Raw genomic sequence first — 23,919 nt, 5'->3', positions numbered from 1 at the left:
GCCACGGTTTCGCCGCGATGCGCCGCTTGATTGTCCAGGAACGCGCCGGCGACAACCACAGGAGGTTTGTGTCATGACCGACATTCCCGATCTACGTACAGCGAATACATTCCGGCCGCGTCGCCCGTCCGTGCCCGATCGCGGCTATGTGCTGGAAGAAACCTACTGGGGTTACCGCGTGGTACCGCAAGGCAGTGCGCCGCTGCGCATGGTCGTTCTTCAATCTGCCGCGATGATCGGCGGTGCCACGTTCCTGGCCGTCGCGGTCACGCTTCTGGCGATGACCGAGGGGGCGGACCTGCTGTTCCGCATTCCGGTGATGATCGTCGTCAGCGCGATCGGTTCGGCCCTGATGTGGTTCGCCAGCCGCGGCACGCTGATCCAGATCGAGGTGGACACCATGAACGGCGAGGTGCGTGAAGTCGTCCGCAATCGCACCGGTGCGATCACGGTCCTGGCCCGCTACGGTTTTGACAGCATCGGGAGCGTCTTCATCACGCGGCCCGAAGGCGGCAAGCCGTCGCTGGTCTTGCGCTATTTCAACACGGCCCGCACGATGACGGTCGCAAGTGGTCAGGAACCGGAAATGGCGCGGCTGCGTGACCGCATGGGGCGCGATCTGATCATCAACCGCGAGGTCGACTGATCGCCGCGCAGCGCATGTTCGATTTTGCCGGATTGTTCACCGGGGTTCCGAGAGGCATCTGGGTCCCGATGTAACACAGACCGGAGAGACCCGACCATGAAGACCAGCCTCGCGACCGCAGCCGTCCTGTCACTGATGGCCGCACCGGCCTTTGCCGCGCCCGAAGCCTACACGCTCGACCCCAGCCATAGCCAGATCGTGTTCGACTACAACCACCTCGGTTTTTCGACCGGGACGGGCATGTTCTCGGGCTTCGAGGGCGAGATCCAGTTCGACCAGGAAGATCCGGCCGCGTCGTCGGTCAGCGTGTCGTTTCCGGTGCGCACCATGCTGACCGGCTGGGAAGCCCGGTTCGAGCATTTCATGTCTCCCGACTTTTTCGACGCGACCGACGACAGCGAGATGGTGACGTTCCAGTCCACCGCGATCGAGGTCACGGGCGAGGACACCGCCAACATCACCGGCGACCTGACCCTGAACGACGTCACCAAGTCGGTCGTGCTGGATGCTAAGCTGAACCAGGTCGGCGACCACCCGATGGAAGGCAAGCCTTGGGCCGGGTTCGACGCGACCGTCACCCTGCTGCGGTCGGAGTACAACCTGGGCATGTTCGCGCCCTTCATCAGCGACGAAGTGAACGTCGCGATCTCGGTCGAGGCGATGAAGGCCGAATAAGCCACCCACTCTTGCGACAGACCAGCCGCGTCGGGGCAACCCGGCGCGGCTTTTGCGTGTCCGGTGCGGCGCGCTGTGGCATGATCGTGGAAAACCGGGAGCTGCGATGGAGTTTGACGGTGCATGTCATTGCGGGGCGGTGACCTACCGCGTCACCCGCTGCGAGGAGGGGGCGACGGCGTGCAACTGCACCGTCTGCCGCCGCTACAGTGCATTGTGGGCCTACGACTGGGAGGGCGAGGGGATCACCGTATCCGGCCCGACCACGGCCTATCTGCGCGATAATGGCGGAATCGGGTTTCACTTCTGTCCGACCTGCGGCTGCGTAGCCTATTGGCGCAGTCTGTCGGCCGGTGCCGACGGGCGGCGCAGGATTGCCGTGAACGTGCGATTGGCGGACCCCGAGGCGGTGGCGGCGATGCCCATCGACAATTTCGACGGGCTGGAGACGTTTCAGGACCTGCCGCGCGACGGGCGGCAGGTCCGGCACCTGTGGTCCTGATAGGTCAGTCGGCGCGGGTGGCGGTCAGTGCCACGTCAACGGCGACATCGAACGCGAGGTTGCTTTCGTCGCCCATGCTGGTGCCGATGGCGTAGTCCATCCGGTTCAGCGTCGTGCTGCCCTGCATGGTCGCCGTGTCGCCGTCGAGCGCAAGGGTGAAAGGCAGGGAGATGGGCGCGGTCTGGCCCTTGAGCGTCAAAGTGCCTTCGGCGATGTAGCCGTCGGTCGTCTTTTTGATCGGAGCACTGAAGGTTGCCGTCGGGAAGTCGGCAACGTTGAAGAAGTCGGCGCCCATCGCCTGATCGGTCACCGATCCCAGCGTCAACGAACCGATGGCAACTGTGACGTCGACTTGACCTGCCTTCCCTTCGGCGTCGGGGTTGAAGGCGATGGCGGCGGTCCAGTCGGCAAAACTCCCTTGGACGGTATTGCCGAATTGCGTGACGGTGATACCAAGCGTGCCGTCCTGGACGGTCCAGTCCGATGCGACCTGTTCAAGCGCCGCCGTCGCTTGCCGTTCTTCGGTGCCACCGGACAATGCCAGTGCCACGCCGCCGCTGACGACGACGATCAGGGCAGCCATCAGCGGGGCCGCGACGGGGGTGCGGTGATAGCCTGTCTCGGGGCCGGATACTCTGCCGAACCACATGCGCCGCAGGGTGGCGTCACGGTCGATGACGGCGTGCTTGATGGCCCCTGCGATGTGCAGGATCAGTGCCGCGATCATCACCTTGCCAAAGACCCAGTGCAGGCTGGCGAACAGATGCGACACGGCCTCGGACTTGGGCACGAAGGGCAGGGACTGGCCGAAGGGCCACCAGATCGGTGCGAAGCCGGTCGTCGCCGCATGGCCGATCCAGCCGGTCAGAGGGGTGATGACGAGGGCCGTGTAGAGCAACCAGTGCACGGTCTCGGCCAGCAGCGTCTCGGCCTTGCGTTCGGGGTGCAGGGGGCCGGGCTTGGCGTGACCCAGCGCCCAGAGGATGCGCAGCAAGGCCACGATGAACACGGTGACACCCAGCGTCTTGTGCAGCGAGAAGAGCAGCGCCTTTTGCGCAAGTTGGGCGTTCGTGTCATATGCCATGTCGGAGGCGATGATGCCGAGCGGAATGATCGCGAGGATCAGGGCGGCGGTGAGCCAGTGAAACAGCTTGGTCACGGTGCCGTAGGTCGTCGGTTGGGTCATGGCGCGTCCTTCATGGGCCTGAGCGCACAGCTAACGCGCGGCGGGCCGTCCCACAATTCGCATTGTTGCAGAGGCATTGTGCGACAGGGCCCCGCGGGCTAGATCAAGGCCCGAACACGCAAGACGGGGGACATTCATGCGGGCATTCGTTTTTCCGGGGCAGGGCGCCCAGGCCATCGGCATGGGGCAGGACCTCGCAAACGCCTATCCCGCGGCACGCGCGGTATTCGACGAGGTCGACGACGCTTTGGGAGAACCGTTGTCGACGCTGATCTTCGGCGGCTCCATCGAGACGCTGACCCTGACCCGCAATGCGCAGCCCGCGCTGATGGCGGCATCGCTGGCGGCGATGCGGGCGCTGGAGGCCGAGGGGATCTTGTTGACGGACGCTGATTTCGTGGCCGGTCATTCGCTGGGCGAATACTCCGCGCTTGCCGTCGCAGGGGCGGTCGGGATTGCGGATTGCGCGCGGCTGCTGCGCATCAGGGGTGACGCGATGCAGCAGGCGGTGCCGGCGGGCGTGGGCGCGATGGCCGCGATCCTTGGGCTGGACGCGGCGACCGTGGCGCAGATCGCGGAAGATGCGGCACAGGGCGACGTCTGCCAGTTGGCAAACGAGAACGATCCGGCGCAGAACGTGATCTCTGGCCACGTCGCCGCCGTCGAACGGGCGGCCGTGCTGGCAAAGGCGGCGGGAGCAAAGCGGGCGCTGATGCTGCCGGTGTCCGCCCCGTTCCACTGTGCCTTGATGCAACCGGCAGCCGAAGTGATGCGCGATGCCTTGGAGGCTGTGGCGATGCAGGCCCCAGCGGTGCCGCTGGTCGCGAACGTGACGGCAGAGGCGGTCACCGATCCCGATCAGATCCGGCGACAGTTGGTGGAACAGGTTGCGGGCCGGGTGCGCTGGGCCTCGTCCGTGGACTGGATGGCGGCGCAGGGTGTGACGTCGTTCGTGGAAATCGGCGCTGGAAAGGCCCTGTCGGGCATGATCCGGCGCATCGAGAAAGAGGCGGCGACGGCGAATGTCGGCACCGCCGCAGAGGCCGTGGCCGTCGCCGCCGCCATCAAGGGAGACGCATGATGTTCGATCTGACAGGAAAGACGGCGCTGATCACCGGGGCATCCGGCGGGATCGGGGGGGCGATTGCGACTGCGCTGCACGGAGCCGGGGCCACGGTCGGCCTGTCCGGCACGCGGGTTGAACCGCTGGAGGCGCTGGCAAGGGAACTGGGCGACCGGGTCCATGTGCTGCCCTGCAACCTGTCGGATGCAGAGGCGGTAAACGCGCTGCCCAAGCAGGCGGTGGAGGCGATGGGGAGCCTTGATATCCTCGTGAACAACGCGGGCATCACCAAGGACAACCTGTTCATGCGGATGTCCGACGACGAATGGTCGAGCGTGCTGGAGGTCAACCTGACCAGCACAATGCGCCTGTGCAAGGGTGCGATCCGGGGCATGATGAAGGCGCGCTGGGGGCGGATCGTCAACATCTCGTCCATCGTCGGGGCAACGGGCAATCCAGGGCAGGCAAATTATGCGGCGTCCAAGGCGGGCATGGTCGGCATGAGCAAGTCCATCGCCTACGAGGTCGCGAGCCGGGGCATCACCGTGAACTGCGTCGCACCGGGGTTCATCGCGACGGCGATGACCGACAAGCTGAACGACGATCAGAAGGGCGGCATCCTGGGGCAGATTCCGGCGGGCCGCATGGGCGAGGCGGAGGAAATCGCGGCTGCGGTGCTTTATCTTTCCAGCAAGGAAGCGGCCTATGTCACGGGCACGACCTTGCATGTGAATGGCGGAATGGCCATGCTTTGAGGCGGGTCCGCGTCGGGGATTTGTGAAAGCGTTTGCGCGTGCACAAATCTCTGTTATAGGCCACGCAGCAACGGACGGGCCCCTTCGGCGGTCGGTTCAACAACCGGGTTTCAGCCATCAGGCACTGGCCCATCAGGAACGTGAGGAATTGTTCATGAGCGACGTCGAAGACCGCGTACGCAAGATCGTTGTGGAGCACCTTGGTGTGGAAGAGGACAAAGTCGTCGAAAGCGCGTCGTTCATCGACGACCTTGGCGCCGACAGCCTTGACACCGTGGAACTGGTCATGGCTTTCGAGGAAGAGTTCGGGATCGAGATCCCCGACGATGCCGCCGAGACGATCCAGACCTTTGGCGACGCCGTGAAGTTCATCAAGGGCGCGCTGTAAGGCGCAGCCCGGTCCGGCGATCCTGTCGTCGTCCGAGTTGAAACGGCCCCTGCATGTGCGGGGGCCGTTTTGCGTTTCAGCCGGGGTGTGTGACGATCAGCGGACCGCGATCGGTCGCGACGACGGTGTGTTCGTATTGCACGACCGGAGCGGGCGGATTGCTGTAAAGCGTCCAGTCGTCATCGCCATTCAATGCCCAATGACCGCCGGTGGACAGAAAAGGCTCTACCGTCAGCACGAGGCCGCGCTGCATGCGGCGCGTTTCGCGGCGGGTGGGCCAAGTCGCGATTTCCTCTGGATATTCGTGCAGGGCGCGACCGACGCCGTGACTGGCGAGATTGCGGATCAGGGTGTAGCCACCGCGTGCGGCAAAGCGACCGATGGCGCGGCCAATCCCGGCGATGGGCTTGCCGCTGGCGACCTGTGCGATGCCGATCTGCATGGCGCGGCGGCCGTCGTGACACAGCCTGCGCTGGGCGGCGGTGACATCCTTGACGCAGAACGTGGCACCCGTATCGGCAAAGTAGCCGTCCTTCGACGCCGACACGTCGATGTTCACCAGATCGCCAGCCTGAATGATGCGGTCACCGGGGATGCCGTGGGCGATTTCCTCGTTCACGCTGATGCAGGTGGCACCGGGAAAGTCGTAGGTCGCCTCTGGCGCAGAGGTGGCACCGGCATGGTCGAGCAGGGCGCGGCCGATGTCGTCGAGGTCGCGGGTCGTCATGCCCGGCTCGAGGGCCTTTGCCATTGCCTGCATCGTGTTGGCGACGATGCGGCCGATGGCCTTGAGGGCATCAAGCTCGTCTTCGTGGGTGATGGTCATGGTCGGCCTCCTGCATCGGCGGTGAACGCCGAGACAGGGATAAGCCTCGGTGCGGGCCATCGCAAGGCGGCGGGTCCCTGTCGCGCGGGCACCGATTGGCGCAGACCTCTTGCCCCCGTGGACGACCCTGCGGTATCAGGGCCGCAATTCAGATGTTGAAGGGACGAAAGATGCGCCGTGTCGTCGTTACGGGACTGGGACTTGTCACGCCGCTGGCCGACGGGGTGGAGGCCAGCTGGTCGCGCATTCTGGAGGGGCGGTCCGGAGCCAGGCCGATCACCGGGTTCGATCCCGAAGGGCTTGTCACCACCTATGCCTGCGAAGTGCCGCTGGGCGACGGCAGCGATGGTACCTTCAACCCCGACAGATACATGGAGCCGAAAGAGCAGCGCAAGGTCGACACCTTCATCCTGTTCGGAATGGCAGCGGCACAGCAGGCGGTCGAGGATTCAGGCTGGATGCCGACGGAGCGCGAGGATCAGGAACGCACGGGGGTGCTGATCGGGTCGGGGATCGGGGGCCTGAACTCCATCGCCAATACCGCCGTGATGATGGAGGAGAAGGGACCGCGGCGCGTGTCGCCGTTCTTTGTGCCCGGCGCGCTGATCAACCTGATTTCCGGTCAGGTGTCGATCCGTTACGGATTTCGCGGGCCGAACCATTCGGTCGTCACCGCCTGTTCGACGGGCGCGCATGCCATCGGCGACGCAAGCCGCCTGATCCAGCACGGCGATGCGGACGTGATGGTCGCGGGGGGCGCTGAGGCTGCGATCTGCAAGATCGGGATCGCCGGGTTCAATGCCTGCAAGGCGCTGTCGACGAAATATGCCGACGATCCCACCAAGGCGAGCCGGCCCTGGGACACGGACCGCGACGGGTTCGTCATGGGTGAAGGTGCCGGGATCGTGGTGCTGGAAGAGCTTGAGCATGCGAAAGCTCGGGGCGCGAAGATCTATGCCGAAGTGCTGGGCTATGGCTTGTCCGGCGATGCCTATCACATCACCGCACCGCCCCCTGACCACGAGGGTGCTGAGCGTGCGATGCGTGCGGCCTGCCGCAACGCGGGCCTCACACCGCAGGATATCGACTATGTGAATGCGCATGGCACATCCACGATGGCCGATACCATCGAACTGGGTGCCGTGGAACGTATGGTCGGACCGGAGGCCGCGGCAAAGTTGTCGATGTCGTCGACCAAATCGATGACGGGTCATCTGCTGGGTGCCGCCGGCGCGATCGAGGCGATCTTCAGCATCCTCGCGATCCGCGATCAGGTGGCCCCACCGACCATCAACCTCGAGAATGTCGATTGCGAGACGGCGATCGATCTGTGCGGGACCGGCAAGCGCGCGCGCAAGATCGATATCGCTCTGTCGAACTCTTTCGGTTTCGGCGGAACGAACGCCAGTCTGGTGCTGGGAAAGCTGCGCTGATGTGGCGGCATGTTGCGGCCAACGGGATCACCTTCCTGATCGTGGCGCTGTTCCTGCTGGCCGGTGTCATCGTCTGGGGGACGCAGGCCTACAAGGCCCCTGGCCCATTGGCGCAGGGCATCTGCGTGCAGGTGGAATCGGGGTCGACCATGCGGCGCGTCAGCCAGCAGTTGGAGGAACAGGGTGCTGTCAGTTCCGGCGCGATCTTTCGCATGGGGGCGGACTATTCCGACCTGGCGGGTGACCTGAAAGCCGGCAGCTTTCTGGTGCCGGAACAGGCGTCGATGCAGCAGATCGTGGGGATCGTGACCAGCAGCGGGCAAAGCACCTGCGGCACCGAAGTCGTCTACCGCGTCGGCGTGCGCCGCAATCTCGTGCAGGTGCGAGAGCTTGACCCGGCGACGAGCAGCTTTACGGAAGTGGCGGAGTTCGATCCTGCGGTCGACGCGGCCCCGGCCGCGTATGAGACGGTCAAGGAACAGGCCGACACCCGTTACCGCCTCGCCGTGGCCGAGGGTGTGACAAGCTGGCAGATCGCCAACGCGCTGCGCGAGATCGACATTCTGGACGGCACGATTGCCGAGACCCCGCCGGAGGGGATGCTCGCCCCCGACAGTTATGAATTCCAGCCCGGTGACGATCGCGCGGCGATCATCGCGCAGATGCAGGCGGCACAGGCGCAAATCCTGGCCGATGCCTGGGCCGCGCGGGCGGATGGGTTGCCGGTCGAGACGCCGGAGGAGGCGCTGATCCTGGCCTCGCTCGTCGAGAAGGAAACCGGCGTGCCCACGGAACGGCGTCAGGTCGCCAGCGTCTTTGTCAACCGAATGGAACGGGGAATGCGATTGCAGACCGATCCTGCGGTGATCTACGGCGTGACGAAGGGCGAGGGTATCCTGGGGCGCGGGCTGCGGCGCAGCGAATTGGACGCGGAGACGCCCTGGAATACCTATGTCATTCCCGGCCTGCCGCCGACGCCGATTGCCAATCCGGGGCGTGCCAGCATCGAGGCAGCGTTGAACCCCGATTCCACGGATTTCGTCTTCTTCGTGGCGGACGGCAGCGGTGGCCATGCCTTTGCGACCAATCTGGACGACCACAACCGCAACGTGGCGGCATGGCGCGCGATCGAGGCGCAGCAGGCGGAAAGCGACAACGACTAGGCCCTTCGCGGGTTCTTCACCGGACCGTGCGGATCTGACGCGCCAATCTTAAGACTTTCCCCGCAGGATTTGCGGGGAGCTGGAAGACACGTTCCGTCATGCCTTTCCCCTGAACAGGGCATGACGGGCCGATCTCTCGACTGTCACGGAAGCCACCGGACAGGCATGATTTTCATGACACAGACTGACGACGAGCCGGGCCCTGTCGGGCGCGCGATGGCGCTTGCGCGGGTGCGCGAGCTGGCGGGGTTTTTCGAGGCCCTGAAATGCACCTTTCTGCGGCAACTGGACCAGATCGGTAGGGACGGCGGACTGCCGTCCAAGGCGCATGTCGCAAAGCTGTCCGATTTGCAGGCCATCCACGTTCAACTTCTGAAAGCCGAGGAAAGCTTCATTGAAAAATTCGGAACAGGTTCGGACGATGCCGATATCGACCATGACGCAATCCGGCGCGAGATCGGGCGCGCGCTTGATCGCATCCGCGACGCCGCAGGTTCAGGCAGCGTTTCTGGCGGCGCTGACGGATCGGCAGATCAGGGCCCTGCCACATCTGTTTGATTTCTGGGCGATGCCGCACCAACTGCCTCCTTCGGGAGATTGGCGGTCCTGGGTGATCCTTGGCGGGCGAGGGGCTGGCAAGACACGGGCCGGGTCCGAATGGGTGCGCGCGATGGTCGAAGGGCCGACGCCGCGCGCGAACGGCCAGGCACGGCGGGTGGCGATCATCGGCGAGACCTACGATCAGGCGCGGGAGGTGATGGTCTTTGGCGACAGCGGGATCATGGCCTGCGCGCCGGATGACCGGCGGCCCGATTGGATCGCGGGGCGCAAGATGCTGCGCTGGCCGAATGGCGCGGTGGCGACGCTGTATTCGGCCTTTGACCCGGAGGCGCTGCGCGGACCGCAGTTCGATGCCGTCTGGGCCGATGAGTTGGCGAAATGGAAGCAGGGGCGCAACACCTGGGACATGGTGGAATTCGGGTTGCGCCTTGGGCGGCATCCGCGCGCCTGCATCACGACGACGCCGCGCAATGTGCCGGTGCTGCGCGAGATGCTGGAGCGGCGCAGCACGGTCGTCACCCATGCGACAACCTTCGAGAACGCGGCGAACCTTGCGCCCGCGTTTCTGGAGGAAGTTCAGCGCCGCTTTGGCGGGACGCGGCAAGGCCGGCAGGAACTGGATGGCGTATTGCTGTCGGATGCACCGGGGGCGCTGTGGTCCAGCACCGGGCTGGAGGAGGCGCTGGTCAATTCGGTCCCCGATCTGGACCGCATCATCGTGGCCGTGGACCCGCCGACGACCGGTCACAAGGGGTCGGACGCCTGCGGCATCGTCGTGGCCGGCGTCGTCATGCAGGGACCGCCGCAAGCCTGGCGGGCCTATGTGCTGGAGGACGCGACGGTGCAGGCGGCGTCTCCGCTGGAATGGGCGCGGGCTGCGGTGGCGGCGGTGCGGCGACACAATGCCGACAGGCTGGTGGCCGAAGTCAATCAGGGCGGCGACATGGTCGAGGCCATCGTGCGGCAGGTCGACCCGCTGGTCCCCTATCGCAAGGTGACGGCGACCAAAGGCAAGGCCGCCCGCGCAGAGCCGGTCGCGGCGCTCTATGAACAGGGCCGTGTGCGGCATGTGCGCGGGTTGGGCACGCTGGAGGACCAGATGTGCCTGATGACCACGGGCGGCTTCATGGGGTCGGGTTCGCCGGACCGTGTCGATGCGCTGGTCTGGGCGTTGCATGAGTTGATGATCGGTCCGGCGCAGGGCTGGCACGCGCCGCGCATGCGCAGCCTTTAGGGGTGTTGCGTCCTGTCCTTGCCGCCCGGGCGGTGGGGACGGGAAACGTTCAGACCTGACTGTCACAACTCCCCTCATTGGAACGACGAAGTGCGGCGGAACCAGGGAGTGCGCAATGTTTGAATTCTTCGGCAAGGGTGGCGTGAAGGGCGAGGCGGTGCCCGAGACGAAGGCCTCTGCCGCCGGTCCGCTGGTCGCCTTCGCGAGCCACGGTCGCGCGGTCTGGTCGGCACGCGACACGTCGTCGCTGACGCGGACGGGATTTCTGGCAAATCCCATCGGCTTTCGCGCCGTCAAGCTGATCGCAGAGGCGGCCAGCGCCTTGGCGTTGGTGGTGCAGGATCGCCAGCAGCGGTACGACACGCATCCGGTCCTGGACCTGCTGGCCCGGCCCAACGGGGCGCAGGGCACGGCGGAGCTGCTGGAAGCGGTCTATGGCCAGCTTCTGCTGAGCGGAAACGCTTATCTGGAGGGCGTTGCCGACGAAGGGCTGCCGGTCGAAATGCACGTGCTGCGGTCGGACCGGATGCGACTGATCCCCGGTCCCGATGGCTGGCCCGCTGCCTATGAATACACGGTCGGCGGGCGCAATCATCGTTTCGACGTGGTGGGCGAGGTCAGCCCGGTCTGTCACATCAAGAGCTTTCACCCGCAGGACGATCACTACGGCTTCAGCCCGATGCAGGCGGCTGCGAATGCGGTCGATGTCCACAATTCCGCAAGCGCCTGGTCGAAGGCTCTGCTGGACAATGCGGCGCGCCCGTCCGGTGCCATCGTCTATCGCGGCACGGATGGCCAGAGCCAGCTAAGCAACGACCAATACAACCGGCTGGTGGACGAGATGGAGAGCCAGCATCAGGGCGCGCGCAATGCGGGGCGGCCAATGCTGCTGGAAGGCGGCCTTGACTGGAAGCCGATGGGGTTTTCTCCGTCCGACATGGAGTTCCAGAAGACCAAGGAGGCCGCTGCGCGCGAGATCGCGATTGCCTTCGGCGTGCCGCCGATGCTGCTGGGGATACCGGGCGATGCAACCTACGCGAATTACCAGGAAGCGAACCGCGCCTTTTATCGCCTGACGGTGTTGCCGCTGGCGACCCGCGTGACGAGCGCGATTGCGGACTGGTTGTCGGACTTTACCGGCGAGCGGCTGGATATCCGCCCCGACCTCGATCAGATCGCGGCGCTGTCGAGCGAACGCGACAGCCAGTGGCGGCGCGTGGCGGAGGCGACATTCCTGACGGATGCCGAGAAGCGGCGTCTGCTGGGACTGCCCGCGCAGGAGGTCGAGTGATGCGCGAGAAGATCGTATCGCTGAGGGTCGCGCCGCGCGCGGAGCCGAAGCCTGCACCGGCGGAGGTCTGGCATGGTCAGATCAATGCGCGGCTGTCGGGGATCGAGCGACTGATGCGGCGGCTGGAATGGCAGGTCTGGGGGCTTGTCTGTGGGGCCACCGGCCTGCTGGTGCTTGAAGTGCTGAACCGTCTGGCAAGCCAATAACGTGTCACTGAAGGGAACGATAATGACATTGGAACACAAGTTCTGTCAGCCGGAGACCGGTCTGACCGTGACCGATGGCAGCGAGATCAGCGGCTACGCCTCGTTGTTCGAGATGAAGGACCAGGGGGGCGACCGGGTTGCGCGCGGGGCCTATGCGGCGTCATTGGCGGCGCTCGCGTCTAAGGGCCGGACGGTCAAGATGCTGTGGCAGCACGATCCTGCCCAGCCCATCGGCGTCTGGGACGAGGTGCGCGAGGATGCGCGCGGCCTGTGGGTCAAGGGCCGCATCCTGACCGACGTCGCCCGCGGTCGCGAGGCCGCTGCGCTGATCGAGGCTGGTGCCATCGACGGATTGTTCATCGGTTACCGCACGTTGCGGGCCACGAAGGATGACAAGGGCGGACGGCTCTTGTCCGAGCTGGAGCTGTGGGAGGTGTCGCTTGTGACCTTTCCGATGCTTCCCGATGCGCGTTTCGCGGCCAAGGCCGATGATCCGGGCGAACAGGCGCTGCGCGCACTGGCTTTGGTGTTTACCGACGCGGTCAGCGCAATGCGTCAGGGCTGATCGCAGCCGCACCAACCCCGAAAGAGGACCCCGATGTCGAACCCCGAGACAGTGTCTCGGACCGGAGAGGCTTTGTCTCCGGCCGAGGAGCTGCGGACCGCGATCAGCGGATTCGTGAGCGAATTCAAGACTTTTTCCACCGGCATTTCCGCCACCTTGCAAAGACAGGACGACCGCATGAACAAGCTGGACCGCAAGACGATGATGATGAACCGCCCCGCGCTTGCCCTTGCGGCAGAGACCGAAGCGCCGCACCAGAAGGCGTTCGCCGCCTATCTGCGGTCTGGCGATGATGACGTCCTGCGCGGCCTGACGCTGGAAGGCAAGGGCCTGTCCACGGTCGTGTCCGGCGACGGCGGATATCTGGTCGACCCGCAGACCGCCGATACGATCAAGTCGACACTGTCGACGACCGCCAGCATCCGTGCCGTCGCCAACGTGGTGAACGTGGACGCCACGTCCTATGACGTGCTGGTCGATCACACCGAGATGGGGGCCGGGTGGGCGACCGAGACGGCCTCTCAATCCGAGACCGACACCCCGGTCATCGACCGCATCACCATTCCGCTGCATGAGCTGTCGGCGTTGCCGAAGGCCAGCCAGCGCCTGCTGGACGACGCTGCCTTCGACATCGAGGGCTGGCTGGCGCAGCGCATCGCCGACAAGTTCGCGCGATCCGAAGCCGCGGCTTTTGTCATTGGTGACGGCATCGACAAGCCGAAGGGCATCCTGGCCTATCCGACCGTGGACAACGACGTCTGGGCCTGGGGCAATATCGGCTACATCCCGACCGGCGTCGCCGGCGAGTTGGGCAACACCGATGCGATGATCGATCTAGTCTACGGTCTGGGTGCGGAATACCGCGCAGGTGCCGTGTTCGTCATGAACTCGCGCACGGCCGGGTCCGTGCGCAAGCTGAAGGACGCCGACGGCCGCTTCTTGTGGTCCGACGGTCTGGCGTCCGGTGAGCCGGCGCGTCTGCTGGGCTATCCGGTGCTGATCGCCGAGGACATGCCTGACGCGGGTATCAACACGACACCGATCGCCTTCGGTGACTTCGGCGCGGGCTATACCGTGGCCGAGCGTCCCGACCTGCGCGTGCTGCGCGACCCCTTCAGCGCCAAGCCGCACGTCCTGTTCTACGCCACCAAGCGCGTTGGCGGCACGGTCAGCGACTTTGCGGCGATCAAGCTGCTGAAGTTCAGCGCCGCCTGACCCTGATCCGCGCCGCGTGCCTGGGGAGGCAATCGCGGCGCGGAAACCCGGGTGCGTTGCCACGTGGCAAGGCCCGTGTTGTCCAGCTGCTCACTTCCGTCCGAGCAATGCGGGCAGGTGGCGCGCCCGGACCCGACCCGACCCATAGGCCACAGGAATTGCGGAGAATTTCCATGATGTTAGTCGAACTGAGCAGCGTGCCGCCTGCCGCACTTCCGGTGGCGGGGTTCAAGGACCATCTGCGGCTGGGGTCGGGATTCGCCGACGACGGTCTGCAGGATGAAACACTTGCCGCATTCCTGCGTGCCGCCCTTGCGTCGATCGAAGCGCGCACCGGCAAGATATTGCTGGAGCGGGAGTTTCGCTGGAGCGTGACGAAGTGGCGCGAGGTCGACCGGCAACCGCTGCCGCTTGCGCCTGTCAGCGCCATCGGGGCTGTCGTCCAGATCGACCGCAACGGCACAGCGATCCCGGTCGCGACCGAGCGTTACACGCTGGAACCGGATCAGCAGCGTCCCGCCCTGATCGCGGTCGGTGCGACCTTGCCGGCGGTGCCGCGGGGCGGGCGTGTCGATGTCGAGCTTCTGGCGGGCTATGGGCCTGACTGGTCCGATCTGCCTGCCGATCTGGCACAGGCGGTGATGCTGCTGGCGGCGCATTTCTACGAATATCGCAGCGCAACTGCGCTGCACGGGTCCAGCATGCCGTTCAGCGTGTCCGCGTTGATCGAGCGCTACCGGACGGTGCGCCTGTTCATGGGGGGGCGGCCATGAGCCTGCCCCTGCTGAACCGCAAGCTGATGCTGGAACACGCGGTGCGCACCCCCGATCAGTCGGGCGGCTACGCCACGGTCTGGCAGGCGCTTGGCACACTTTGGGCCGAGATCACGCCCGGCACCGGCACCGAGCGCGGGGCAAACGCGCTGGCGCTGAGCCGGGTGCCGTTGAAGATCACGGTGCGCGCGGCACCTGTCGGGTCCGATGCCCGACCGGGGGCAGGGCAACGGTTTCGTGAGGGGGTTCGAATTTATTCCATCCTTGCGGTGACAGAGCGCGACAGCCTTGCGCGGTTTCTGATCTGTCACGCCCAAGAGGAGGTCGCGGCATGAGCTATGCGATGTCAAACGCCTTGCAGGCGGCCATCTTTGCGCAGTTGACGGCCGACGCGGCGCTGACCGCGCTGGTCGGCACGGCGATCTTCGACGCGCTGCCGCCGGGCGAGGTGCCCGGCCTTTATGTGGCGCTGGGTCCCGAGAAGGTGCGCGATGCCTCTGATGCGGACGGTCAGGGTGCGGTCCACGAGGTCACGATTTCCGTCGTAACGGATCAGTCGGGCTTTGCCGTGGCAAAGTCGGCGGCGGCGGCGGTCAGTGACGCGCTTGCGGCAAATCCGCTGACGCTGGCCCGGGGCCGGGTGCTGAGCCTGCGCTTTCACAAGGCCGCTGCGGCGCGCGTCGGCACCGGCGGCACCCGCCGGATCGACCTGATCTTTCGGGCGCGTCTGTCGGACGACTGACGCCCGTCAACGACGATGCCCCACAATCTTAAAGCCAAGGAGCGATGACAATGGCAGCACAGAGCGGCAAGGACCTTCTGGTCAAGGTGGACATGACCGGCGACGGCCTGTTCGAGAGCGCGGCAGGCCTGCGGGCATCCCGCATCAGTTTCAACGCGGAAAGCGTGGACGTGACCAGCCTGGAGAGCGCGGGCGGCTGGCGTGAATTGCTGGCGGGGGCCGGTGTGAAGACGGCAAGTATCTCGGGGTCTGGCGTGTTCCGCGACGAGGCGACGGACGAGCGGATGCGGCAGGTGTTTTTCGACGGCGAAACGCCTGATTTCCAGGTGATCATCCCGGCGTTCGGCACGGTCGAAGGGCCGTTCCAGATCACCTCCATCGAGTATGCGGGCACGTTCGACGGCGAGGCGACCTATGAACTGTCGCTGTCCAGTGCCGGTCAGATCACATTCGTCGCGGCGATCTGATGGTCAACCCGCTGGCAGGAGAGGTTCGCGTCACCATCGACGGCGTGCCGCATGCAGCGAAGCTGACGCTGGGCGCGCTGGCAGAGCTTGAGGCGGCGCTGGATGCGGGATCGCTGGTCGATCTGGTCGAGCGGTTCGAGGCGGGCCGTTACCGCGGGCGCGACGTGCTTGCGCTGCTGGTGGCGGGCCTGCGTGGCGGTGGCTGGCGCGGTGAAGCTGCGGATCTGCTGAGCGCGGATCTGGCCGGCGGTCCGGCACATGCGGCGCGGGTGGCGGCGGAATTGCTGGCCCTCGCCTTTACCCCACCGCAATGACGCGGGCGCTGGACTGGGCCGGGCTGATGCGGGCGGGCCTGCATGGCCTGCGGCTGACGCCCGACCAGTTCTGGCGACTGACGCCGGCAGAGCTGGCGCTGATGCTGGGACAAAGTGCGACAGAGCGCCCGCTGGGGCGCAACGAACTGGACGAATTGATGCGGGCGTTTCCCGACGCCCCGAAGAGGGAGCATGAGGCATGAACGAGTTGGACCAGATCGACGGACTGGACGCAAACGCCGCAGCACTTGAACGCGCGCTTGGGGACACGGCGGCGATGGCCGCCACATTCGACGCGGCGCTGCGCGACATGCAGACCACGCTGGGCGAGACGACGCGCGACCTAGGCAACCTTGAGCGGGGATTTGCGGGCGGATTGCGCAAGGCCTTCGACGGGCTGATCTTTGACGGCAAGTCGTTGTCGGACGCCCTGGGCAGCGTCGCGAAGTCGATGGTCGACACGGCCTATGCGGCAGCGATCAACCCGATCATGAAACAGGCGGGTGGCCTGCTGGCGGACGGGATCAACGCAGCGGTGTCGGGCGCGATGCCGTTCGCGGACGGCGCCCCCTTCAGCCAGGGGCGCGTGATGCCTTTTGCCAAGGGCGGGGTTGTCAGCAGCCCCACGCATTTCGGAATGCGCGGCGGCACCGGCCTGATGGGCGAAGCAGGGCCGGAAGCGATCATGCCGCTTGCACGAGGTGCCGATGGGCGGTTGGGCGTTCGCGGCGGCGGCGGGCAGACGGTGAATGTCACGATGCATGTGACCACACCGGACGCACAGAGCTTTCAACGCAGCCAAAGCCAGATCGCCGCCCAGATGGGTCGCCTGCTGGGGCGCGGACAACGGAACCGGTAAGGGATCAGACCGATGGCATTTCACGATATTCGCTTTCCGGCCAATCTGAGCTTTGGCGCGACGGGTGGGCCAGAGCGGCGCACCGACATCGTCACGCTGACCAACGGCTATGAGGAGCGCAACACGCCTTGGCGGCATTCGCGCCGACGGTTCGATGCCGGTGTCGGGATGCGGTCACTGGACGACATCGCGCAACTGACCGCGTTCTTCGAGGCGCGCGAAGGGCAGTTGCACGGATTTCGCTGGAAGGATTGGGGCGACTTCAAGTCGTGCGTGCCATCGAAGAAGCCGGAGCCGCTTGACCAGAAGATCGCTGTCGGTGACGAGACGACGAAAGTCGTCCCGCTTGTGAAGCTGTATGTCAGCGGTGCCCACGAATATGTCAGGCCGATCACCAAGCCTGTCGCCGGGTCGGTCAGGATCGCGATCGGGGGCGACGAGGTGCAGGAAGGCATCGACTTTGCATTGGATGTCGCGACCGGGCTGGTGACCTTCGATCGCGCACCCGACATCGGGGCCATCGTGACCGCCGGCTATGAATTCGACGTGCCGGTCAGGTTCGACACGGACCGGATCGAGACGTCTGTGTCGAGCTTTCAGGCGGGTCAGGCCCCCAGCGTGCCGGTGGTCGAGGTGCGGATATGACCGCCGCGGGCCTATTCGCGCACGTGAAGGAAGGGGCGACGCATGTCTGCCAGTGCTGGGCGATCACCAGAACGGACGGCGTGACTTTCGGCTTTACCGACCATGACCGAGCGCTGTCCTTCGACGGTATGGACTTTCTGGCGGATAGTGGCATGACGGCGCGCGCACTGGCGCTGAGCACCGGTCTTGCGGTCGACAATTCGGAAGCGATGGGATTGCTGCAATCGGACGTGATTGCAGAGGACGATATCGTTGCCGGTCGTTTCGACGGGGCGAAAGTTCAGAACTGGCTGGTTCGCTGGGATGACGTCAATCAGCGGCAACTAAGATTCCGGGGCCAGATTGGAGAGATCACGCGGCAGGCGGGTCAATTTCTGGTCGAGTTGCGCGGACTGACGGACGTGCTGAACCAGCCCACGGGCAGGACCTTTCTGCGGACCTGTTCGGCCGTGCTGGGCGATGCGCGCTGCAAGTTCGACGTGCAGGACCCGTCTTACGCGATCACGCTGCCGGTCCTTGGGCAGACCGCGCGACGCGAGGTCGTCTTTGCCAGCGCCGGGTTCAAGGACCGGTGGTTCGAGCAGGGGCAGTTCGAGGTCACATCCGGTGCCGCGGCAGGCATCGTGGCCGGCATCAAGGAGGATCGGACCCGGAACGGTCAGCAGCGGGTCGTCCTGTGGCAGGCGTTGCGTGCGGATCTGCAACCCGGCGATACCGTGCGGCTGGTCGCGGGCTGTGACCGCCGCGCTGAAACCTGTCGCGTGAAATTCGGAAATCTGGTCAATTTTCGCGGCTTTCCCGACATGCCGACCGACGACTGGATGACGGCCGTGCCGCGCAACGACGGGGCAAATGACGGCGGGAGTGTGCGGCGATGATGCATCTCGTGGCAGAGGCGCGTTCGTGGATCGGCACGCCCTATGGGCACCAGGCCTCGGTCAAGGGGGCGGGTTGCGACTGCCTTGGATTGATCCGGGGCATCTGGCGCAGCCTGCACGGTGACGAGCCGACGGTCATCCCGCGTTATGCCGATGACTGGTCGGAGCCACAGGGCGAGGAGGTGCTTTGGGCCGCTGCCCGACACCATATGACAGCGGCGGATGACGGTCCGGTCAAGCCGGGTCAAGTCTTGCTGTTCCGCATGCGCGACGGGGCAGTGGCCAAGCATCTCGGGGTGATTTCGGCAATCGGCAGCGCACCGGCCTTCGTCCATGCCTACAGTCGGCACGGTGTCGTCGAAAGCCCTCTTTCGGACCCCTGGAAGCGCCGCATCGTGGCACGTTTCGAATTTCAGAAAGGATAACTCATGGCAACGCTGGTTCTATCGGCCGCAGGCATGGCGCTGGGCGGGTCCATCGGCGGATCGCTTATGGGGCTTTCGATGGTTACCGTTGGCCGTGCCGCAGGCGCAGTGGTGGGGCGGGTCATCGACCAGAGGATCCTTGGTGCCGGCAGCGAGGCCGTCGCGGTGGGCCGTGTCGACCGCTTTCGCCTGACTGGCACCGGGGAGGGTGCCGCGATTGCGCGTCTTCACGGTCGTATGCGCATTGGTGGCCATGTGATCTGGGTGAGCCGCTTCTCTGAGACCGAGACGACGACCGGCGGCGGCAAGGGAGCGGGGCCGCAACCGACATCGACGCAGTATGGCTACACCGTCAGCCTGGCCGTTGCCCTTTGCGAAGGCGAAATTGCCCGGGTCGGGCGGGTCTGGGCGGATGGCGAGGAAGTGTCGGTGCAGGCGCTGAACATGCGTGTCTATCACGGGACAGAAACTCAATCGCCCGATCCCAAGGTCGCTGCCGTGGAAGGCGTGGACCATGCGCCCGCATTTCGTGGCACGGCCTATGTCGTGTTCGAGGATCTGCCGCTGGACCAGTTCGGTAACCGCGTGCCGCAGTTCACCTTCGAGGTGATGCGCCCGGCGGAACCGGGCACTCTCAACGATCTTGCCGATATTGCGCGGCAGGTGCGGGGCGTTGCCTTGATCCCCGGCATGGGCGAGTATGCGCTGGCGACGACGCAGGTGAACCTGCAGGTGGGGTATGGCGAGGAAATCGCGATCAACGTCAATTCGCCGAGCGGTGTCACGGATTTCAGCAGCTCAATTGCCGCATTGAACGAGGAGCTGCCCGCATGCGGATCGGTCAGCCTTGTTGTGTCGTGGTTTGGCAACGATCTGCGCTGCGGGTCGTGTGACGTCAAACCGCTGGTCGAGCAGCGGGGCGTCGACGGCGACCCGATGCCGTGGCGCGTCGCGGACATCGGTCGCGCAGAGGCAGGCCTTGTGCCGCGGTTGGAGGATCGGCCTGTCTATGGCGGGACGCCTGCGGATGCAGCCGTCATCGAGGCGATCCGGGCGCTGAAGGCGAAGGGCCTGAGCCCGATGTTCTATCCATTCATTCTGATGGACCAGATGCCGGGCAATACGCTGCCTGATCCCTATACCGGACAGCCCGGCCAGCCGAAACTGCCGTGGCGCGGGCGGGTCACGCTGTCGGTCGCGCCGGGCGTGGATGGGTCTGCGGACCAGACTGCGGCCGCGGTGTCGCAGGTGGCGGATTTCATGGGAACGGCCCAGCCTTCCTTCTTTGCGATTGAGGGCGAGACGGTGCGGTATGCCGGGCCAGCCGAGTGGCGATACCGTCGGTTCATCCTGCACTATGCGCATCTGTGCAAGGCGGCAGGCGGCGTCGGTGCCTTCTGCATCGGGTCGGAAATGGTGGCGCTGACACAAATCCGCGGACCGGGAGACACGTTTCCTGCGGTCGCAGCCCTGCGTACCCTTGCGGGCGAGGTCCGCGCGATCCTGGGACCGGATTGCAAGATCGGCTATGCGGCCGACTGGTCGGAATATCACGGTTATCAGCCTGCGGGGACAGGGGACAAATACTTCCACCTCGATCCGCTGTGGGCGGACCAGAACATCGACTTCATCGGGATCGACAACTACATGCCGCTTTCGGACTGGCGGGACGGGCAGACCCATGCGGATGTGGCCTTCGGTTCGATCTACAATCTGGATTATCTGGCCGGCAACGTGGCAGGCGGCGAAGGGTTCGACTGGTACTACCACTCTCCCGAAGCACGGGCGGCGCAGATCCGCACGCCGATCACCGATGGCGACGGCGAGCCCTGGGTCTGGCGCTGCAAGGACCTGAGGGGCTGGTGGAGCAACGATCACCACAACCGGGTCAACGGCGAGCGGATCGCGGCCAAGACCGCGTGGGTGCCTCAGAGCAAGCCGTTCTGGTTCACCGAATTCGGATGCGCCGCCATCGACAAGGGCACCAATCAACCGAACAAGTTCCTTGATCCGAAATCGTCGGAAAGCCTGCTGCCGTTCTATTCGAACGGAAGCCGGGACGACTTCATGCAGATGCAATATCTGCGGGCAATCTATCGGCATTTCGACGTCGGGGCCAATAATCCGACGGCGACCCACCCCGACTATGACGGCCCGATGCTGGTCCGCGACCGGATGCACGTGTGGTGCTGGGACGCGCGTCCCTATCCGTTCTTTCCCGCGAACGCCGGGCTTTGGTCGGACGGCGACAACTACATGCGCGGCCATTGGCTGAACGGGCGGGCGACGTCGCGGACCCTGGCAGGCGTGGTCGCCGAAATCTGCAGCACCGCCGGGGTTGCGGCTGTCGACGTCTCGCGCCTTTACGGCGTGGTGCGGGGTTATGTCCTGGATGACATCGGATCGGCACGGTCCCAGTTGCAGCCGTTGTTGCTGGCCTACGGCATCGACGTTGCCGAACGTGACGGTCGGCTGGTGTTCACCAACCGCACCGGACTGGCCGTGCGCAGTCTGGGCCGAGAGGACCTGGCCCAGGACCCGGAGCGCGCCGCAGACATCGTCCACACACGGCAGCCGGAAGCGGAGGTCGAGGGGCGGGTTCAGATCGGATTTGTCGACTCCGAGGGGGACTACGAGGTCGCGGTCGCGGAGGCGATCCATCCGACGGGCGAGACCCATGGCGTGACTCGCAGCGAATTTGCATTGGGCCTGACGCGGGGCGAAGGAGCACGGCTGGCGGCGCAGTGAATTAACGAGGCTGCTGTCGCGCGCGATGGCCTGACGCTGGCGCTGCCGCCGTCGCAGGCCGATCTGGGTGCGGGCGATGTGATCGACGTGATGGACGGCGATATCTCGGGCCTTTATTGCATCGACCGGATCGAGGAGGCTGGACTGCGTCTGGTAGACGCGACCCGTGTCGATCCGGAAATCTATCTGCCGCAGCAGCGGTTCGAGGAAGGCGCGCACCTGACCCCCTATGTGGCACCGACGCCGGTTGCGGGACTGTTTCTGGACCTGCCTCTGCTGCGGGGCGACGAGGTGGAGCATGAACCCTATTTTGCCGCGACATCCAACCCTTGGACGGGCGGCGTCGCCCTGTTCAGTGCTGCGCAGGACAACGGTTATATCCTGCAAGAGGTGCTGCGCGTTCGCGGCGTGATCGGGACGCTGATGGCTCCGTTTAAGCGCGGTCGGACCGGGCTTTGGGACCGGCAGGTCTTGCGCGTGAAGCTGTTCAGCGGCGCGTTGAGTGCTGTCGATCCGGAAGCCGTGCTGGCGGGTACAAACGTCCTGGCGATCGGTGACGGATCGGTCGATGACTGGGAGATCGTGCAATTCGCACAGGCGCAGTTGACGGAAATCCGCATCTACGATCTGACAGAGTTGCTGCGTGGCCAGCGCGGGTCATCGGCCATGATCCGCGATATCTGGCCGGTGGGATCACGGATTGTCATCATGGACGGACGGCAGTCGCAGATCACGATTCCTTCGGCGGCGCGGGGGCGCACCCGGCATTTCCGCTATGGTCCGGTAAAACGACCCGTCACCGACCGGAGTTATCGCCACGCGGTTCACACGTTCATGGGCAATGGCCTGCGTCCTTATCCCGTCGTTCACATCGCGGCGACGGCTACTGGTGATGACATGCGCTTTAGCTGGATCAGGCAGACGAGAATCGACGGTGATATCTGGGGCCGGGGGGATGTGCCGTTGGGTGAAGAAGCCGAGCGCTATGTCGTTCAAGTGCGGCAGGGCGACGTGATCCGGCGCGAAGAGACGGTGTCGGACGCGGTCTGGACCTATAGTGCGGCGATGCGTCTGGCTGACGGGGTCGGCACGACCTATGTGGTGCACGTGGCGCAGCTTTCGGCGCGCTACGGCACGGGACCCTTCGTGTCAAAAGAGATCGGTGGTTGATGCGCCCCCTTCATCTGACCGATCTCGACATCGCGACGCGGACCTTGCTGGCGCTGCCGGTCGACGACCGGGCGACAGCGGCGGTGGCTATCGTCGCTGGTGCCAGCCTCGCGGATCGCTATCGCAAGCGATCGTTTCGGCGGCATGTCATCTGGGGCGATGGCACGCTGGCGGCGGCGGCATGTGCCTGCGCACAGCCCGTGAGGCCAAGCAGATGCGACGCCGCATATCGCAACGCCTTGGGATGCATCCTGACCGCATTGGCGCATCCGTCCCCTTTTGATTTTTCCGCTGGTACGCTATATGTTCGGAATACACGTCCGGTTGGGGATGACGACGATGGCAAAGACAAGAGCGAACCTTCGCAGCATCGACCCTGTCTGGGATCGCATCGGCCAAGAGGCGCGTGATGCCATAGCAGATGCCCCGTCGTTGGGTGCGATGTTCCATGGGGGGCTGCTGCAACATGACCGGTTCGAGGATGCACTTGGCTACCGGATCGCGATGAAGCTCGAGTCGACCGAGATGTCGGCCCAGACCATCCGTGACGTCGCCGATGAGGCCTATGCGAAAGACCCGGATCTGGTGCAGGCCGCCCGCGCCGATCTGGTTGCGACGATGGACCGCGACCCAGCCTGTCATCGCCTGATGCAGCCGCTGATGTTCTTCAAGGGCTATCAGGCGGTGCAGGCCTACCGCCTAAGCCACTGGCTGTGGCAGGACGGTCAGGCGGACCTGGCCTATTTTGTTCAGATGCGGGTGTCAGAAGTCTTTGGCGTCGACATTCATCCTGCTGCGAAGATCGGCAAGGGTCTGATGATCGACCATGCCCATTCCGTGGTGGTTGGGGAAACCGCGGTCGTGGGCGACAATGTCTCTATGTTGCATTCGGTGACACTTGGCGGCACCGGCAAGCAGGAAGAGAAGCGGCATCCGACGATTGGCAACGGCGTCCTGATCGGGGCCGGGGCCAAGGTCCTTGGCAATATCACGGTTGGTCATTGCAGTCGGATTGCGGCCGGTTCGGTGGTGCTGCATGACGTGCCGCCGATGAAGACGGTGGCCGGCGTCCCGGCCAAGATCGTGGGTGAGGCCGGCTGTGCCCAGCCGGCGCTGTCGATGAACCACATCCTTTTGACGGAAGACTGAACAGACGAAAACACCGGCGCTCGGTGTTGAAGGCTCCCCA

The 23,919-nt window shown here is 65.1% G+C and carries 28 protein-coding genes and 1 pseudogene; 27 read left to right on the top strand and 2 right to left on the bottom strand.

The genetic code is table 11. From position 1 onward, the window contains the following. Positions 1-73 precede the first annotated feature (73 nt). From ACOI1H_RS09285 to ACOI1H_RS09275, 3 genes are all read left to right on the top strand, one after another. Entirely contained in the window at positions 74-646 is a 573-nt protein-coding gene (locus tag ACOI1H_RS09285) for a hypothetical protein (protein WP_422436880.1), read from the top strand. A 96-nt stretch (positions 647-742) separates the two neighbouring features. Then, complete coding sequence (locus ACOI1H_RS09280) at positions 743-1,321, top strand: YceI family protein (RefSeq protein ID WP_422436878.1); 579 nt, start codon at positions 743-745, stop codon at positions 1,319-1,321. Between the two features lie 106 nt (positions 1,322-1,427). Next, positions 1,428-1,823 carry a GFA family protein gene (locus tag ACOI1H_RS09275; RefSeq protein WP_422436877.1) on the top strand — a complete coding sequence of 132 codons (396 nt, stop codon included), beginning with the start codon at positions 1,428-1,430 and terminating at the stop codon, positions 1,821-1,823. A gap of 4 nt (positions 1,824-1,827) precedes the next feature. Here ACOI1H_RS09275 and ACOI1H_RS09270 read toward each other — a convergent pair whose 3' ends face one another. After that, a complete protein-coding gene (locus tag ACOI1H_RS09270) occupies positions 1,828-3,009 on the bottom strand; it encodes a cytochrome b/b6 domain-containing protein (protein WP_422436875.1) in 1,182 nt (393 codons plus the stop codon). A 136-nt stretch (positions 3,010-3,145) separates the two neighbouring features. On the opposite strand from ACOI1H_RS09270, the gene fabD reads away from it, so the two are divergent. The 3 genes from fabD to ACOI1H_RS09255 all read left to right on the top strand — a co-directional run bounded on the left by fabD (position 3,146) and on the right by ACOI1H_RS09255 (position 5,215). Next, positions 3,146-4,090 (top strand): ACP S-malonyltransferase, encoded by a 945-nt coding sequence (fabD, locus tag ACOI1H_RS09265; protein ID WP_422436873.1) that lies wholly within the window; start codon positions 3,146-3,148, stop codon positions 4,088-4,090. Beyond that, positions 4,090-4,827, top strand: coding sequence for a 3-oxoacyl-[acyl-carrier-protein] reductase (gene fabG, locus ACOI1H_RS09260; RefSeq protein ID WP_422436908.1), 738 nt, complete (start codon positions 4,090-4,092; stop codon positions 4,825-4,827). The genes fabD and fabG overlap by 1 nt, the downstream gene beginning before the upstream one ends. A gap of 154 nt (positions 4,828-4,981) precedes the next feature. Further along, a complete protein-coding gene (locus ACOI1H_RS09255) occupies positions 4,982-5,215 on the top strand; it encodes an acyl carrier protein (protein ID WP_422436872.1) in 234 nt (77 codons plus the stop codon). A gap of 76 nt (positions 5,216-5,291) precedes the next feature. Here ACOI1H_RS09255 and map read toward each other — a convergent pair whose 3' ends face one another. Beyond that, positions 5,292-6,041 (bottom strand): type I methionyl aminopeptidase, encoded by a 750-nt coding sequence (gene map, locus ACOI1H_RS09250; RefSeq protein WP_422436870.1) that lies wholly within the window; start codon positions 6,039-6,041, stop codon positions 5,292-5,294. Positions 6,042-6,211: 170 nt separating this feature from the next. Between map and fabF the strand changes: the two genes are divergently transcribed. From fabF to cysE, 21 genes and pseudogenes are all read left to right on the top strand, one after another. Beyond that, the gene (gene fabF / locus ACOI1H_RS09245; RefSeq protein ID WP_422436868.1) at positions 6,212-7,474 is read left to right on the top strand and encodes a beta-ketoacyl-ACP synthase II; all 1,263 of its coding nucleotides are present in this window, start codon (positions 6,212-6,214) and stop codon (positions 7,472-7,474) included. After that, entirely contained in the window at positions 7,474-8,637 is a 1,164-nt protein-coding gene (gene mltG, locus ACOI1H_RS09240; RefSeq protein ID WP_422436867.1) for an endolytic transglycosylase MltG, read from the top strand. The genes fabF and mltG overlap by 1 nt, the downstream gene beginning before the upstream one ends. A 174-nt stretch (positions 8,638-8,811) precedes the next feature. Further along, complete coding sequence (locus ACOI1H_RS09235; protein ID WP_422436866.1) at positions 8,812-9,195, top strand: hypothetical protein; 384 nt, start codon at positions 8,812-8,814, stop codon at positions 9,193-9,195. Continuing rightward, the gene (locus tag ACOI1H_RS09230) at positions 9,107-10,432 is read left to right on the top strand and encodes a DNA-packaging protein (protein WP_422436865.1); all 1,326 of its coding nucleotides are present in this window, start codon (positions 9,107-9,109) and stop codon (positions 10,430-10,432) included. Before ACOI1H_RS09235 ends, ACOI1H_RS09230 begins: the two co-directional genes overlap by 89 nt. Before the next feature lie 115 nt (positions 10,433-10,547). Next, complete coding sequence (locus ACOI1H_RS09225) at positions 10,548-11,723, top strand: phage portal protein (protein WP_422436863.1); 1,176 nt, start codon at positions 10,548-10,550, stop codon at positions 11,721-11,723. Then, a complete protein-coding gene (locus tag ACOI1H_RS09220) occupies positions 11,723-11,929 on the top strand; it encodes a hypothetical protein (protein ID WP_422436861.1) in 207 nt (68 codons plus the stop codon). The genes ACOI1H_RS09225 and ACOI1H_RS09220 overlap by 1 nt, the downstream gene beginning before the upstream one ends. Before the next feature lie 22 nt (positions 11,930-11,951). Next, on the top strand, positions 11,952-12,494 hold the full coding sequence (locus tag ACOI1H_RS09215) for an HK97 family phage prohead protease (RefSeq protein WP_422436860.1): 543 nt from the start codon (positions 11,952-11,954) through the stop codon (positions 12,492-12,494). 33 nt (positions 12,495-12,527) lie between these two features. After that, entirely contained in the window at positions 12,528-13,709 is a 1,182-nt protein-coding gene (locus tag ACOI1H_RS09210; RefSeq protein ID WP_422436858.1) for a phage major capsid protein, read from the top strand. 173 nt (positions 13,710-13,882) lie between these two features. After that, positions 13,883-14,482: a head-tail connector protein gene (locus tag ACOI1H_RS09205; RefSeq protein ID WP_422436857.1), complete on the top strand. Its 600-nt coding sequence runs from the start codon at positions 13,883-13,885 to the stop codon at positions 14,480-14,482. Next, positions 14,479-14,817: a head-tail adaptor protein gene (locus tag ACOI1H_RS09200; protein WP_422436855.1), complete on the top strand. Its 339-nt coding sequence runs from the start codon at positions 14,479-14,481 to the stop codon at positions 14,815-14,817. The genes ACOI1H_RS09205 and ACOI1H_RS09200 overlap by 4 nt, the downstream gene beginning before the upstream one ends. Further along, a complete protein-coding gene (locus tag ACOI1H_RS09195; protein WP_422436854.1) occupies positions 14,814-15,224 on the top strand; it encodes a DUF3168 domain-containing protein in 411 nt (136 codons plus the stop codon). The genes ACOI1H_RS09200 and ACOI1H_RS09195 overlap by 4 nt, the downstream gene beginning before the upstream one ends. A gap of 50 nt (positions 15,225-15,274) precedes the next feature. Next, positions 15,275-15,691, top strand: a complete 417-nt coding sequence (locus ACOI1H_RS09190; RefSeq protein ID WP_422436852.1) for a phage major tail protein, TP901-1 family — start codon at positions 15,275-15,277, stop codon at positions 15,689-15,691. Further along, on the top strand, positions 15,691-16,005 hold the full coding sequence (locus ACOI1H_RS09185; protein ID WP_422436851.1) for a gene transfer agent family protein: 315 nt from the start codon (positions 15,691-15,693) through the stop codon (positions 16,003-16,005). Before ACOI1H_RS09190 ends, ACOI1H_RS09185 begins: the two co-directional genes overlap by 1 nt. Further along, on the top strand, positions 16,002-16,208 hold the full coding sequence (locus tag ACOI1H_RS09180) for a rcc01693 family protein (protein ID WP_422436850.1): 207 nt from the start codon (positions 16,002-16,004) through the stop codon (positions 16,206-16,208). Before ACOI1H_RS09185 ends, ACOI1H_RS09180 begins: the two co-directional genes overlap by 4 nt. Then, positions 16,205-16,864: a phage tail tape measure protein gene (locus ACOI1H_RS09175; RefSeq protein WP_422436848.1), complete on the top strand. Its 660-nt coding sequence runs from the start codon at positions 16,205-16,207 to the stop codon at positions 16,862-16,864. The genes ACOI1H_RS09180 and ACOI1H_RS09175 overlap by 4 nt, the downstream gene beginning before the upstream one ends. A gap of 12 nt (positions 16,865-16,876) precedes the next feature. Then, positions 16,877-17,509, top strand: a complete 633-nt coding sequence (locus ACOI1H_RS09170; protein WP_422436846.1) for a phage distal tail protein, Rcc01695 family — start codon at positions 16,877-16,879, stop codon at positions 17,507-17,509. Further along, on the top strand, positions 17,506-18,387 hold the full coding sequence (locus ACOI1H_RS09165; RefSeq protein WP_422436844.1) for a DUF2163 domain-containing protein: 882 nt from the start codon (positions 17,506-17,508) through the stop codon (positions 18,385-18,387). Before ACOI1H_RS09170 ends, ACOI1H_RS09165 begins: the two co-directional genes overlap by 4 nt. Next, positions 18,384-18,812, top strand: coding sequence for a peptidase (locus ACOI1H_RS09160; protein WP_422436843.1), 429 nt, complete (start codon positions 18,384-18,386; stop codon positions 18,810-18,812). Before ACOI1H_RS09165 ends, ACOI1H_RS09160 begins: the two co-directional genes overlap by 4 nt. 3 nt (positions 18,813-18,815) lie before the next feature. Beyond that, a pseudogene (locus tag ACOI1H_RS09155) lies at positions 18,816-22,730 on the top strand (baseplate multidomain protein megatron). Continuing rightward, positions 22,730-23,140, top strand: coding sequence for a hypothetical protein (locus tag ACOI1H_RS09150; protein ID WP_422436841.1), 411 nt, complete (start codon positions 22,730-22,732; stop codon positions 23,138-23,140). Before ACOI1H_RS09155 ends, ACOI1H_RS09150 begins: the two are co-directional and overlap by 1 nt. Next, the gene (gene cysE, locus ACOI1H_RS09145) at positions 23,070-23,879 is read left to right on the top strand and encodes a serine O-acetyltransferase (protein WP_422436839.1); all 810 of its coding nucleotides are present in this window, start codon (positions 23,070-23,072) and stop codon (positions 23,877-23,879) included. Before ACOI1H_RS09150 ends, cysE begins: the two co-directional genes overlap by 71 nt. The last annotated feature ends 40 nt before the right edge of the window (positions 23,880-23,919 follow it).

The sequence above is a fragment of the Loktanella sp. DJP18 genome, from assembly GCF_049310965.1.
In the GTDB taxonomy this organism is placed as follows: Bacteria; Pseudomonadota; Alphaproteobacteria; order Rhodobacterales; family Rhodobacteraceae; genus Loktanella.
This window is presented reverse-complemented; position numbering and strand designations above follow the sequence as displayed.